This window comes from Comamonas piscis (assembly GCF_014109725.1).
Lineage (GTDB): Bacteria > Pseudomonadota > Gammaproteobacteria > Burkholderiales > Burkholderiaceae_C > Comamonas > Comamonas piscis.
In genome coordinates this window covers 1,862,477-1,876,970 of the sequence record NZ_CP058554.1, presented here as the reverse complement: position 1 = coordinate 1,876,970, position 14,494 = coordinate 1,862,477, and the positions used below count along the sequence as shown (strand labels likewise).

4 protein-coding genes are annotated in these 14,494 nt (G+C 63.1%); all 4 read right to left on the bottom strand.

Going from position 1 to position 14,494, the window contains the following annotated elements:
- Nucleotides 1-525 precede the first annotated feature (525 nt).
- Entirely contained in the window at nucleotides 526-11,097 is a 10,572-nt protein-coding gene (locus HS961_RS08380) for a hypothetical protein (protein ID WP_182327262.1), read from the bottom strand.
- Nucleotides 11,098-11,618: 521 nt separating this feature from the next.
- Entirely contained in the window at nucleotides 11,619-12,707 is a 1,089-nt protein-coding gene (locus HS961_RS08375; RefSeq protein ID WP_182327261.1) for a YcjF family protein, read from the bottom strand.
- A gap of 109 nt (nucleotides 12,708-12,816) precedes the next feature.
- Nucleotides 12,817-13,401, bottom strand: coding sequence for a flavodoxin (locus HS961_RS08370; RefSeq protein WP_182327260.1), 585 nt, complete (start codon nucleotides 13,399-13,401; stop codon nucleotides 12,817-12,819).
- On the bottom strand, nucleotides 13,401-14,405 hold the full coding sequence (locus HS961_RS08365) for an alpha/beta hydrolase (RefSeq protein WP_238347836.1): 1,005 nt from the start codon (nucleotides 14,403-14,405) through the stop codon (nucleotides 13,401-13,403). The genes HS961_RS08370 and HS961_RS08365 overlap by 1 nt, the downstream gene beginning before the upstream one ends.
- Between the last annotated feature and the right edge of the window lie 89 nt (nucleotides 14,406-14,494).

Here is a 14,494-nt window from a genome sequence, read left to right as displayed (position 1 = left end):
ACTCATACAGACACAACTACTCACAAGCACAAAGGTACTGCGAATCTTTGGTAAACGGTAAATTAATTTATTGAACCGATCTATAAGCGGAGCTAGGTCTCGGCTATGGCCTGTTACAGCGTCCCCGCGGGGGTGGGGTGCCAATTGCGACGGAGAGCAGCGGAGTTCCAACCGTTCATAAACACGCACATGCGTCCTCCTCAGCGGCGAGTTTTCAGAGGAGAAATGAAGGTGAGATGCTGCATTTTGTAAGCCCATCTGTCGCTGGCGATTCACATAAAAAAGCCCGCCGATGAAGGCGGGCTGGAAGGCAGATCCTTGCCAACGCAGGCCAAAGGCCTTTGCCGATTCAGCGCTGTCTGACATGTCTGACAGCGCCCTCCATCTCCAAATCAAGGCCTCGGCTTACAGGGAAGAACAAGGGCCGGCATAGATTCCATGTCCATTGCGCATGACCCAGGAAATTGGGCGCTTCAGGGGCTGGGACACCGCTGCGCCAGGTCTGGCGAGCGGTGTCCCTCCTCCTCAGTCGCCCGTCTGCACCCTCTCTCCCTTCGGATCGGTCACCCGCATCACGGTGATGGCCGGCGCGTCTTCTGCATCTCCCACAATGCCGGTGCTCGCGCCATAGAAGCCGGCCACAAAGCGGAAGTCGGGTGCGCCGTTCGGTGCGCTGCAGCGGAAGTTGAACTGGCGCAGCACTTCAGCAACACAGACATAGCCCGAGTCGGTATCGATCACCGCGTTCTCATCGCGCTTCTGGAAGCGGAAGTTCCGGCTGGGCATCGCATCCGTGGCGGACAGCACAGCCCAGGATCCAAGCAGCGACTGGACAGAACCCTTGTTCACACCGTAGTAGAAGCGCTCGATCTGCACCGGCTGCTCACCTGGGAAGGCCAGGGTGCCCACCGATGGAGCGCTGAAGTGGATCGACTGGGTCAGACCGGCGTCATCCTTGAAGCTGGCAATCGCAGCCGGACCACCAAAGTAGCGCCCACCCTGGTACTGCACGGTGGGCAGATCCGGCGTGTTGGGCTCTGGCGTGGTAGAGGCATCATGCGCACCCAGCACACTGTGGAAGGTCGCTTTCCCATCGCTTTGATAGTCGTAGACCGACATGAACAACATATGGTCTTCACTGTTGATGGGCTTTTGCAGCTCGATCGAGAGACCTCGACCCGGCAGACCCCGCAGCTCGTTGCTGACCACCCAGGTGCCCGACTCGGGTGCATAGCCCGGTGCGTAGTAGCTGGTGCGCACGCTCTGGTTGTCCTGCCAGGTGTAGGCTGCGCGTGCCACGCGGAAGCCCACCAGGCGCCGGACAGCGCCACCCCCTTCTTGCAAAGTACCGTTGATCTGGTCCACATGACGCTGCATCGTCATTGCGATCACCGGCCCTCCGGTGGCGCCCGCCCTGTTGCCCGAGCAGTTGAACACCCGATCACGGCCGCCGTAGCTGCACTGCGCCAGCACATGGCCCGATACGGTGCCGCCGAAGCCATGGACCGTCGTCGCCACACCCGGTGGATAAGGCCAGCTCATCGCGGCAGCCGCCCAGTCCTCGCTCAGGGAGACCTGCTCGCTGCTGCCGATATCCGCCCACCAGTTGCGCACCGGTTGGTTGTTGCTGTTGAGCTCGACCATGGCCCAGCGGTCGACAAACGCCGGGTCGGAGAAGACCCCCGTTGGCGTGCCTTCGTAGTCAAAGCGCTGCATGGCCTTCGCCGGTTCGCCCGGGAACTGGATCGTCCCCGTGGTCCGGCTGGTAAAGGTGATCACCACATTGCCAGGGCTGCCGGCTGCATGGCCATCACGTTGCTCGCTGCCAAAGAAGCGCCCGCCTTCGTAGAAGTACAGCGGAGCGGTCACGGTGTTGTCCTGCAAGGTCCCCAGGGCCGTGAAGAAGGTGGGTTCACCCGATTCGCGGTAGCTGTAGATCTGCATGAACAGGACGCCATCCTGGATTTCGATACCCATGCCGCGACCAGGCTCTCCATTGAGCTCATCGCTGATGATCCAGGTGCCGTTTTGGGCCGCGATCGACGCGACGGGCGGTTCGGGCGGCTCGCCACCGGAGTCCGTGTTCTTGGAAACCTGGCGCGTGTCGCTGCCGGTATTGCCCGCTTCATCGGTCTGCGATGCCGTCACCGTGACCGATCCATTGGGCAAGGCACCGACCCGCATACCAGGCGCCGTCCAGGCCCCGTTGACACAGGCCACCGTCGCCGTGACAGATCCCACACGCACCGTCACCAGACCGTCGCCGCTGGTGCAGGTACCCGCAGAGCTATAGGCGTTCTGGTTGGCGTTGCCGATGTTCGCTGCCGTGGTGATTGTCACCACCGGTGCTGCCGTGTCCTTGACGGTATTGAGCGTGCCGGAAACAACCGTCCCAGCCACCGTCTGCGAGGCTCTCACCTCGACGGGACCCTCGGGCAGGCTGCGCACATCCACACCGCTCAGGCTCCAGCTGCCGGCATTGCAGGCCACCGTATTGCTGGTGCTGCCTATGCTGACCGTCACCGTGCCCGCAGCGGCGCTGCAGTTGCCGGAGACAACGCCATAGCTGGCCTGGTTGCTGCTGGTGATGCTAGGCGCCACATTGACCGTCACGGCCACCGCTGCAGCTTGCTTGCTGGTCCCCAAGCTGCCCGACCCTGTCTGGCCGCCCACAGTTTGCGCAGCCGTTACGGTGACCGGTCCATTCGGCAAGCCACTGACATTCAGGCCCGAAACCGACCAAGCGCCAGCGTTGCAGGTTGCCGATGCCGGTATGGATCCGACCAGGACCGCCACGTTGCTACCGTTCGCCGAGCAGTTGCCCGACACGGCATAGGAGGCTTGGTTGGCCAGCGTGATGGCGGGGGCCGAGGTCACCGTGACCACGGGCACGACGCCCACCGAGTCCTTGCTGGTCACAAAACCACCGGTGCCCGTCTGGCCACCTGCCGTTTGCGACACCGTCACCGTGATCGGTCCATTCGGCAAACCACTGACGTCCACGGGCGCGGTGGCCCAGGTGCCGTCATTGCAAGGCGCGGAGACCGACAGGGAGCCGATCAGTACCACCACATTGCTGCCATTGACCGAGCAGGTGCCCGAGACGCTATAGGCCGTCTGGTTGGCTGCCGTGATCGCAGGTGCCGAGGTAATGGCCACGGATGGTGCCGCGCCTGCCGAGTCCTTGGTGGTCACAACGCTGCCGGTGCCCGTCTGGCCACCCGCCGTTTGCGATACCGTCACGGAGACCGATCCATCGGGCAAACCGGTGACATCGATGGGCGAGGTCGCCCAAATGCCGCCGTTGCACACGGCCGAGGCCGAGAGGGAACCGATCAGCACGGCCACGTTGGCGCCATCCGCAGAGCAGGTACCCGAGACGGTATAAGCCGTCTGGTTGCTCGCCGTGATCGCAGGGGCCGAGGTAATGGCCACGGATGGTGCCGCGCCTGCCGAGTCTTTGCTGGTCACCAAGCTGCCCGATCCCGTTTGACCACCAGCGCTCTGCGAGGCCATCACTGTGATCGCGCCATCGGCCAGGCCACTGACATCCACGCCCGAGGTCGCCCAGATGCCACCATTGCACTGCACCGAGGCAGGAATGGATCCGATCAGCACGGTTACGGTGCTGCCTTCGGCCGAGCAGGTGCCCGAGACGGTGTAGGCGCCCTGGTTCAATGCGGTGATCGCAGGTGCCGAGCTAATGGCCACCACAGGTACCACCCCAGCGGCATCCTTGCTGGTCACAAAACCGCCGGTGCCCGTCTGGCCACCCACCGTCTGCGACACCGACACAGAGACCGGGCCATCAGCCAGGCCACTGACATCGATCGCCGAGCTGGCCCAGATGCCGGTGTTGCAAACCGCCGATGCAGCGAGGCCGCCGATCCGCACATCCACGTTGGCGCCCTCCGCCGAGCAGGTGCCCGAGACGGTATAGGCCGCTTGGTTGGCTGCCGTGATGGCAGGCGCCGAGGTGATCGCCACCGCAGGTGCGGCGCCTGCCACATCTTTGCTGGTGGTGAAGGTGACCGTCTGGCCGCCCACCGTTTGCGTAGCCGTCACCTCAACCGATCCATCCGCCAGACCGCTGACGTCCATGCCCTCGGTCGCCCAGATGCCGGCATTGCACAGCGCCGTGGCTGACACCGAGCCGACCTCCACAACCACATTGCTGCCGTTGGCCGAGCAGGTACCCGAGACGGAGTACGCCGACGCATTGGTTGCCGTGATGGCGGGTGCCGACGTGATGGTGACCACCGGTTGGACTGCGCCGGTCGTCTTGTTGACGTCCATACTGTCCGATCCGGACTGTCCGCCCACCGTTTGCGTAGCCGTCACGGTCACCGTTCCATCGGGCACCGTGCTGACATTCAACGCGGCGGTCGTCCAGCTGTTGCTGGTGCAAGGCACCGATGCCGACACCGATGTAGGCACCGAGCCGACCTCGACATCCACGTTGGTGCCGTTGACCGAGCAGGTGCCCGAGACGGTATAGGCCGCTTGGTTGGCTGCCGTGATCGCAGGTGCCGAGCTGATGCTCACCTCGGGTTGCACTCCGCCGGTGGCCTTGTTGACGTCCACACTGTCCGACCCGGTCAGTCCGCCCGCCGTTTGCGCAGCCGTGACGATCACCGTTCCATCGGGTACCGTGCTGACATCCAACGCGGCGATCGTCCAGCTGTTGCTGGTGCAGGCCACCGATGCCGACACCGATGCAGGCACCGAGCCGACCTCGACATTCACATTGGTGCCATTCACCGAGCAGGTGCCCGCGACAACATAGGCCGCTTGGTTGGCTGCCGTGATGGCAGGTGCCGACGTGATGGTCACCTCAGGTTCGACTGCGCCGGTGGTCTTGCTGGTCACCAGGCTGCCAGATCCGATCACTCCGCCCGCTGTTTGCGCAGCGGTCACAGTGACCGAACCATCGGCCAGGCTGCTGACATTCACGCCTTCGGCGGTCCAGGTGCCGGCCGTGCATGGTGCCGATGCAGGCACCGAGCCAATCTGAACTGCCACAGTGGTGCCGCTGACCGAACAACTGCCCGAGACGGTATATGCGGCCTGGTTGGTCGCCGTGATGGCGGGTGCCGAGTCCACGGTCACCACAGGGACTACGCCTGCCGTGTCCTTGAGGGTCAGCAGGCTGCCCGATCCCGTCTGGCCGCCGTCCGTCTGCGCCGCTGTCACGGTGACCGGTCCATTGGCCAGCGCAGTGACATTCAGGCCTGTAGCGGCCCAGTTACCACCCGCGCATGAGGCCGTTGCAGCCACCGATCCCACCTGAACCGCAACAGGGCTGCCATTCGCCGAGCAGGTACCGGAAACGTCATAGGACGCCTGATTAGTCGAAGTAATGGTCGGTGCCGAGCTCACGGTCACCACGGGGGCAGCGCCTGCCGTGTCCTTGCCAATCACCAGGCTAGCGGAACCTGTCAGCTCGTCCAACAGCTGCGAGGCCGTCACCGTAACCGATCCATCAGCCAGCGCACTGACATCGATGGCCGGAGTGGTCCAGATGCCCAGGTTGCACTGCGCCGATGTGGACACCGAGCCGACCAGCACTGTCACCACCCCAGCATTGGCCGAGCAGGTACCCGAGACGGAATAGGCCGACTCGTTCAATGCCGTGATCGCAGGGGCGGACGTGATGGCCACAACAGGAGCGACGCCTGCCGCGTCCTTGGCGGTCACCAAGCTGCCGGATCCCGATTGACCATTGGCGGTTTGCGAGGAGATGACCGTGACCGCCCCATCGGGCAAGCCAGTGACATCCACGGCCCCAGAGGTCCAGATGCCTGCATTGCACTGTGCGGATGCAGTGACCGAGCCGACCAGGACTGCCACGTTCGTGCCGTTCACCGAGCAGGTGCCCGAGACGGTATAGGCTGCTTGGTTCGCCGCCGTGATCGCCGGTGCCGAGGTCACGCTCACCACGGGTGTCACGCCAACGGCATCCTTGGTGGTCACCAGGCTGCCCGAGCCGGTTAGGGCACCCTGCGTTTGCGAGGCCGTCACAGTCACCGGGCCATCGGCCAAGGCAGTGACATCCACGGCCGTGCTCGACCAGATACCGGCATTGCACTGCGCCGATGCAGCTACCGAGCCGATCTGGACAGCCACGTTCGTGCCGTCCACCGAGCAGGTGCCCGAGACGGTGTAAGCCGCTTGGTTCGCTGCCGTGATCGCCGGTGCCAAGGTCACGCTCACGGCAGGTGCTGCGCCGGCCGTGTCCTTGCTGATCACCAGGCTGACCGTCCCCACTTGACCACCGACGTCTTGCGAGGCCTGCACCGTGATTGGTCCATCGTCCAGGCCACTGACATCAATGGGCTCGGTAGCCCAGATGCCATCGCTGCACAGTGCCGCTGCAGGTAGGGTTCCAACAAGCACGCTCACTGTTTGACCGTTGGCCGAGCAGGTGCCCGAGACGGCATAGGTGGCTTCATTGGATGCAGTGATCGCAGGTGCCGAGGTGATGACCACCACGGGAACAATCACTGTTGTAGTCTTGGTGGTCTCCACGCGGTCCGATCCGGGCTCGCCACCTACGACTTGCTCAGCCGTTACGACCACTACGCCTTCGGGCAAGCCACTGACATTCAGGCTCGGAGCAGACCAGCTTCCACCGCTACACATCGCAGAGGCGGTCACATTGCCGACCTGGACAGCCACGTTCGTGCCATTGGCCGAGCAAGTGCCCGATACGGTATAGGACGCTTGGTTGGCCAGCGTAATGACGGGGGCCGATTCAATGGTCACCACAGGCGCCGTAGCGACCGCAGTCTTGTTGACCACCACACTGGCCGATCCCGAGCCGCCGCTCACCGTCTGCGAGGCGGTCACCGTCACCGATCCATTGGGCAAGCTACTGACATCCAGAGGGCCGGTGGTCCAGGTACTGCCATCGCAAGCTACCGAGGCCGCGATGGAGCCGACCTGGACGGCCACGTTGGTACCCGCCACCGAGCAGGTGCCCGATACGGTATAGGCCGTCTGGTTAGTGGCGGTGATATCAGGTGGCGGGGTGATGTTCACCAAGGGCACGATCCCCCCCTGTTCCTTGTTGACCACCACGCTCGCCGATCCCGTTTGGCCAGCCGCTGTTTGCGAGGCCATGACCGTGACCGCGCCAGCGGGCAAACCGCTGACATCCATGCCCGGAGTAGTCCAGGTGCCGTTGTTGCAAGGCGCCGTTGCAGCGACCTGGCCCACCAGAACGGAGACATCCGTGCCATTGACCGAGCAACTGCCCGATACCACATAGGCAGCCTGGTTGGCGGCCGTGATTGCTGGCGCCGTAGTGAGGGTCACCGAGGGTGCAGTCCCTGCGGAGTCCTTGCTGGTGACGAAACTGCCCGATCCCGTCTGGCCGTCCGCTGTCTGCGACGCGGTCACCGTGACCGATCCATTGGGCAGGCCACTGACATCCAGCGCTGCAGTGGACCACACGCCGCCTGTGCAAGACGCCGATGCCGTTACCGATCCGACCAGGACGGCCACGTTGCTGCCCTCTATCGTGCAGGTGCCAGAGACGGTATAGGCCGACTGGTTCGCCGCCGTAATCGCTGCTGCCGAGGTGATGGCCACCACGGGCGCGGCGCCTGCGGTGTCCTTGGTGGTCACCAGGCTACCGGTACCCGTCTGGGTACCCACCGTCTGCGAAGCCGTCACCAGCACCGCTTCATCCGGCAAGCTGCTGACATCGATCGCTGCGGTGGACCAGATGCCACCGCTGCAGACCGGCTGCGGCACAACGGCGATGTCACCGATGTGCACTGTCAACCCCAGACCGTTTTCCGAACAGGTGCCCGAGACGGTATAGCCCGTCTCGTTGGCCGCCGTGATGACAGGCGCCGAGGTGATGCTGACCACCGGGGCAAGTCCCTCCGAGTCCTTGCTGATCACCAAACTGCCCGAGCCTGACAGACCACCCACCGTTTGCGAAGCAACGACCGAGATGGGTCCATTTGCCAAGCCACTCACATTCAGGCCTGCGGTGGACCAGATGCCACCGCTGCATTGTGCCGAGGCAGCGACGGAGCCAACCAGAACATCTACGTCCGTGCCATTGGCCGTGCAGGTGCCAGAGACGGTATAGGACAGCTCATTCGCCGCCGTGATCGCCGGTGCCGAGCTGATGGTCACCACAGGCGCAATCCCGGCCGCAGCCTTGCTGGTCACCAGACTGCCCGATCCCGTTTGGCCATTCACCGTCTGTGCGGCCGTGACCGTGACCGCGCCATCCGGCAAGCTGCTGACATCCAGGCCTGCAGTAGCCCAGACACTACCGTCGCACATGGCGGATGCAGCGATGGAGCCCACCAATACCGCCACGTTGGTGCCGTTGGCCGAGCAGGTGCCGGAAACGACATAGGAAGCCTGGTTGGCACCCGTGATGGCGGGTGCCGAGGTGACCGCCACAGCGGGTGCGACCCCTGCCGTGTCCTTGGCGATCACCAGCGTGCCCGATCCCGTTTGGCCATTGGCGGTTTGCGAAGCGGTCACCGTGACCGCGCCATCGGGCAAGGCGCCCACATTCACCGCCGAAGTCGTCCAGAGGCCAGCGTCGCAGGCTGCCGATGCAGCGATGGAGCCGATCAGCACCACCATATTCGTGCCGTTGACCGAGCAAGTGCCCGAAACGGTATAGGCAGATTGGTTCGTTGCCGTGATGGCAGGCGCCGCGCTGATGGCCACCACCGGTGCGATACCCGCCGTGTCCTTGGCGGTCACCAAGCTACCCGATCCCGTTTGGCCACCCACGGTTTGCGAAGCTGTGACCAAGACCGCCCCATCCGTCAAGCCGCTGACATCGAGCCCCGGACTGGACCAGATGTTGCCAGTACAGGGCGCCGAGGCCGTAACGGAGCCGACCTGAACAGCGACATTCGTGCCATCGGCCGAACAGGTGCCCGAGACGGTATACGCCGCCTCGTTCTGCGCCGTGATGGCAGGTGCGGAGCTAATGGTCACCACGGGTGCATCTACCACCGTGTTCTTGCTGGTCACCAGGCTGCCCGATCCGGTCTGGCCGTTCGCCGTCTGTGAGGCCGTCACGGTGACCGATCCATCGAGCAAGCTACTGACATTGACCCCGGTTGAGGACCAAATGCCTCCATTGCAGGTCGCCGTGGCAGAAACGGAGCCGACCAGAACGGCCACATCATTGCCATTGACCGAGCAGTTGCCTGAGACGGTGTAAGACGCCTGGTTCGCTGGGGTGATCGTGGGAGCCGAGGTAACGGCGACGACAGGCACAGCACCCGTCACATCCTTGCTGGTGACCAGGGTCGCCGATCCGGTTTGCGCGCCGACGGTTTGGGAAGCCATGACCGTGACCGAACCATTGGGCAAGGCACTGACATCCAGGCCCGCAGTAGACCAGCCGCCGTTGGTACACAGCGCAGAGGCAGAGACAGAGCCCACCAGCACGGCCACGTTGTTGCCGTTCACCGAGCAGCTGCCCGAGACCGTATAAGCAGCCTGGTTGGCCAGCGTGATGGCGGGCGCCAAGCTGATGGTCACGACAGGAATGGCCCCGGCCGAGTCCTTCGTGGTGCCCAGGCTACCCGTACCTGTTTGGCCGTTGGCGGTTTGCGTGGCCGTGACCGTGAGGGCGCCATTGAGCAAACCACTGACATCCAGACCTGCGGCGGCCCAGATATTGCCGGTACAGGGCACCGTGGCTTCGACAACGTCGATCGCAACGGATACGTTGGTGCCGTTCACCGAGCAGGTGCCCGATACGGTGTAGGAGGTCTGATTCGCTGCGGTGATCGCGGGTGCCGAAGTCACCACCACCACAGGCACAGCGCCGGTGGAATCCTTGCTGGTCAGCAGGCTGCCCGTGCCGGTCAGGTTACTGACCGTTTGCGAAGCCGTGACCGTGATGGGCCCATTGACCAGGCTGGCGACATTCAGGCCCGTCGCGGACCAGAGGCCGCCGCTGCACTGCGCAGTGGACGTGGCGCCTCCGACGCTGCCGATGGTGATGGCAACACTCGCGCCGTTGGCCGAGCAAGTCCCCGAAACGCTGTAGGACGCCTGGTTGGCTGCGGTGATATGGGGCGCAGACACGACGGTCACGACCGGCGGTTGCAAGACCGGGGCCGTGTTCTTGGTGGTGGACTGGCTCGCAGATCTAGCCGGCCCTGCGGGGGGCTGTGATGCCGTCAGCGTCACGGGGCCATCGGCTAGCCCGGTGGTGTTCACCGAACCGGAATAGCTGCCAGTGGCCGAGCAAGGCAGCGACTGCGTCGCGCCTGTGGGCGTGGAGCTGATCGTCACATTGCCACTGCCGGCGCTGCAGCTTCCGCTGACGGGGATAGCCGCCTGGTTGCTAGTAGTAATCAAGGGCAAGGGGCCCAAGGTGACCGTGGGCGCGCAATCGGCCATCGTGGCGCTGGAGTTGCCCACGATGACGGACGCACCGAGCAAGCGAATACCCAGCGCAGACGCTACGAGCTCCACCCGCAGCGCATTGACGCTGAAGGTCTTGCCGTCTGGGCTCAGGGTTTGCTCATTGGTGTGGAGAATGACCCCCACCATGGTTCCGAGGGTGGGCACACCAATCGTCAGATCGACCCGGGTATTTGCCGCAACACTGACGCCGACAAGCGATCCCGAAGCGCCCAGAATTTGTGCACTGCCCTCTGGCGTCAGCGTCCCATTGACGCAGGACATCTTGGCTTGCGAACTGATGGTGTCTGCCCCCAGCCCCAACCCAGCCAGCTTGAGGGCCAAGCCGCTGACGGACGATGAGGACGCGACGCTGTTTTGCGCCAGCTTGCTTTGGGTGGAACTGGTGAGAACGCCGGTACGCACGGTCAGCAAATTGCCTGCGCCAGCAGCGACCGACGCATTGAGGACAGAGCTGGGCGTGTTGAAATCCGGTGGTGCCGTTTTTAGCCCGGTATCGGCAATCGGGACGCCAAGCCCCAAACCCGCCACATCGGCGGTCACCTGCAGGCCATAGGCCCGACCGGATCCTGCCGATGCCGCCGAAGCGTTAAAACTGCAAACGAGGGCCAGGCTGGCAAGCCCCCCGTACAGCAGACGGCGAAGTGTCCTCTGCGCACCAATCGGGTTCATAGCGTCTCCTTGTGCACCACACCAAGACGCCAGAATGGGCAGAGATCAACTCAGGCCATACCAACTGACGCGCGAGGACGGGTGCCGCTGATTACTCATACAAACACAAGCATTCACAAAGGCAACCGTACTTTGAATCTTTGGTAAACCGTAAATTAATTTATTGAAAGAACATATAAACACCACTAGTTCCGGTCAATAAAGCAAAGCCAACTCCGCGCTTCTGTCCCACTCCCTGTGAAAAGCAGCAAAATCTCCGCCACAACCTCATAATGCGAACCGAAATTTCCGGTCGCTGCCAGCCCTATCTCAGAGGAGAAATTTGGGATAAGTGCTGATTTCTGTAAGACATTTCAGTGCGACGAACTCAGACAAAAAAACCCGCCGATGACGGCGGGTTGGGTATATCTCAGTCACAAAAATCAGATTCTACAATCCATATATTCTGACAATACTGAGGGTATCGTCCTGCATAAATCCCAGTTTTTCTCCTACAGGACTAGTTACATTTAGATATGCATTTACTGACCGCCGCGCACCATCGACAGGATCTTGGCCGTATTCAAGCCGCGCGCAGTTTCCTGCATCTGCGGCTGGTAGCGCGACTGGAGCTGGCGACCATCCTGCATCACATGCTGATAGGCATTTTTCAGCATCTCGGTGGACAGTTGGCGACCGCCCGCGTAGTACTGGTTGGCAACATGGCCCAGCGCGTAGGTGGACGCAAAGCTCATGCCGCTGCTGACGGCCTGCTTGCCCAGGCCACCCAGCAAGCCCTTGCCGGCCTTGCCCAGTAGACCGCCGAGCAGTTTGCGCCCCGCCTGCTCCAGGTATTGCGAGGTCAAACCGACACCCAGGGCACCCAGCAGGTCCTTGATATGGCCCTTGTCCAGCTCGTAGCCATAGTTCTGCCCAATCTGGTAGACCAGGCGCATCTGCAGCGGAATGATAGCCAGGGTGGAGAGGTTCTCGGGCAGCAACTCGATGGCACCGTTGAGGATCGAGGACTTGAGAATCTTCTGGTCCATGGCCTCCACCGACAGGGTCGATGGGCGCCGCTCGGTCTGCGCTGGCACCAGCGGGTCAGCCGCTGCCGGATGGGGCGCTGGCTCGGTCAGCGCCAATGGCGCTTCGGGCAAGGCGGCATTCAAGGGCGCATCGACCAGGTTGCCAGCCAGCGCCTGCGCGGGTGGCGTGGCCAAGGTGGCTGCAGCAGCCAGACCCGCAGCGGCAGCCGCAGCAGGTGCCACCGCAGTAGCCGGCGCAGAGGCTGTTGCCGCCTGCGCTGCCGAACCAAATGCCTCGCGCAGCTGCGCCAAAAATTCCGCTTCCTTGGGGCTCGTGCTGCCATCGGCTTCGCAGACGCAGAGCGCCATCTCATAGGCGAGCTGGCGCGACTCCGTCGTCTGCAGCTGGGCCAGCACATCGCTCAGCTGCACGCGGCGCAGCAGCACATCCTGGTAGAGATGGGGCAGGTTGATCTGCTGGTCGGCCGCCAGGCCCTCGGCCACTTGGCGGATCTGCTCGCGCTCACGCTCGTGCTTCTCGCCATCGGCGAACGAGGCAAGCAGGCACAGGGTCAAAGTGGCACGAATTTCTTCAGTCGTCATGGGTCAGGGCTCCGCTAGTAAAGTGCTCAAAAGGCACTTGGAGCCAAGGCTGCTACCCAGGTTCCGCAGAAATACGACACATTCGGCGTTCTGCGCTGTCGTCCTACATTTAGCTCCCGCTGCGCCTGTCCTTCAGCCAATCCCCCACCTGGGTCATCGTGCGCCGCTCCTGGTCGGCCTCCATCACAAAGCCCGGCTGCAGTTGGCCCTTTGTCAGGTAGCCGCGCAGCACCTCCTGGCTATTGCCCAAGCCGTAGCCGCCATGGGTTTGGAAGGGCACCAGGGTCTTGCCTTGCCAGTTTTGCGATGCCAGAAAAGCGCGCACGACGGGAGGCACCGTCTCGCCCCACATCGGAAAGCCCAGGTACACCGTGTCAAAGGCCGCCACGTCGATACGGCGAGCCATTGGCCTGGTCCGGCCCGCATCGCGCTCCTGCCGGGCCTGCTCCACCGTCTCCAGGTAGTCCTCGGGGTACGGCGTGGCCGGCACTATCTCGGCCAACTGCGCTTTCAGGCTGCGCTGGATCAGGCCAGCGATGACACGGGTGTTTCCGGTGCGTGAAAAGTACACGACCAGCACCCGTCCGCCAGTGCCACCGGCGGTGGGCGGCTTCTCAGCCGCAGCGGCCACCACCGGCAAGCTGGCCAGCGTGCCCAACAGTGCCCGCCGCGTAGACCGATTGCTGGCGGCCATTACAGCGTCTTGGTATAGAACGGCGTCAGCTTGCCCATGGCGGCATCGACATACTTGGGCACCCAATAGGTCTCGATGTGGGTGGCACCGTCGATTTTGAACAGCTCCTTGTTCTTGGCACCGGTGGCCTTGGCAAAGGCGTCCTCGGTCATGTACAAGGTATCGGCCGCACTGCCCGCAATCATCAGCAAGGGCTGGTCGATCAGGCTGATCTGGTCGGTGGCATCCCAGCGCATCAAATCCATCAGGCTGCTCATCGTGTACTTGAAAGTGGAGCCAGGGTGTGCATGGGTGCGCCAGTAGTATTCATAGCCCTGGCGGTACAGCGCAAACGGTAGCGCTGCAATCTGCGCGTCGCTCAGGTCGGCATCGCCGGCATACAAGACCTCGCCGCCCGCCACTTCTTGAATGCGCGCATCGGTGGCTTGCTTCAGGCGCTGCTGGATCGTGGCCACTTGCGAGCCTGCCAGCCCATCGCGGCGCACACGCCCGGAGTTGAACATGCTGATGGTCGCTACCGACTTGAAGCGTTTGTCCGTCTTGGCCGCCGTCAGCGAATAACCACCGCCCGCGCAGATACCCAGCAGGCCGAGGCGGCTGGCGTCCACACCGGCAAAGCGGCTGATGAAATCCGCCATGCCATGGATATCTTCCACGCGGAACTGGGGCTTGTCCGTGCTGCGCGGCAGGCCAGCGCTGCCGCCTTGGTAGGCCGCATCGGCGGTGATGGTGATAAAGCCTTGCTCAGCCAAAAGTTGGGCGTAAAGGCCGGCCACCTGTTCCTTGACTCCCCCGTTGGGGTGCGCAACCACCACCGCAGGGTACTGCTGCTGGGGGTCGTAATTGGCGGGGGTGTAGATGTTGGCAACGATATCCAGGCCATTGAGCTTGTAGCCCACCGGGTGGATGTTGACCTTGCCCGGTTCGTTCTTGGTGATTGCGCCAGCGTAGACCAGAGTGAAAGGGTTCTTGGTGGCGTCGGCAGCGGTAGCAGTAGTGGTCATCGTGGAAATTCCGAGAGTAGTGAGGGACAAGGTAAGCGCGGAATGTTTCATCAGCGCACGTCGGGTCAGGTGGGTCATGTCAAAAATGG

Bases quoted from the DNA above. Each gene is read 5' to 3' on its own strand.
- HS961_RS08380 (WP_182327262.1), bottom strand. From the start codon at position 11,097: ATGAACCCGATTGGTGCGCAGAGGACACTTCGCCGTCTGCTGTACGGG.
- HS961_RS08370 (WP_182327260.1), bottom strand. From the start codon at position 13,401: ATGGCCGCCAGCAATCGGTCTACGCGGCGGGCACTGTTGGGCACGCTG.
- HS961_RS08365 (WP_238347836.1), bottom strand. From the start codon at position 14,405: ATGACCACTACTGCTACCGCTGCCGACGCCACCAAGAACCCTTTCACT.
- HS961_RS08375 (WP_182327261.1), bottom strand. From the start codon at position 12,707: ATGACGACTGAAGAAATTCGTGCCACTTTGACCCTGTGCCTGCTTGCC.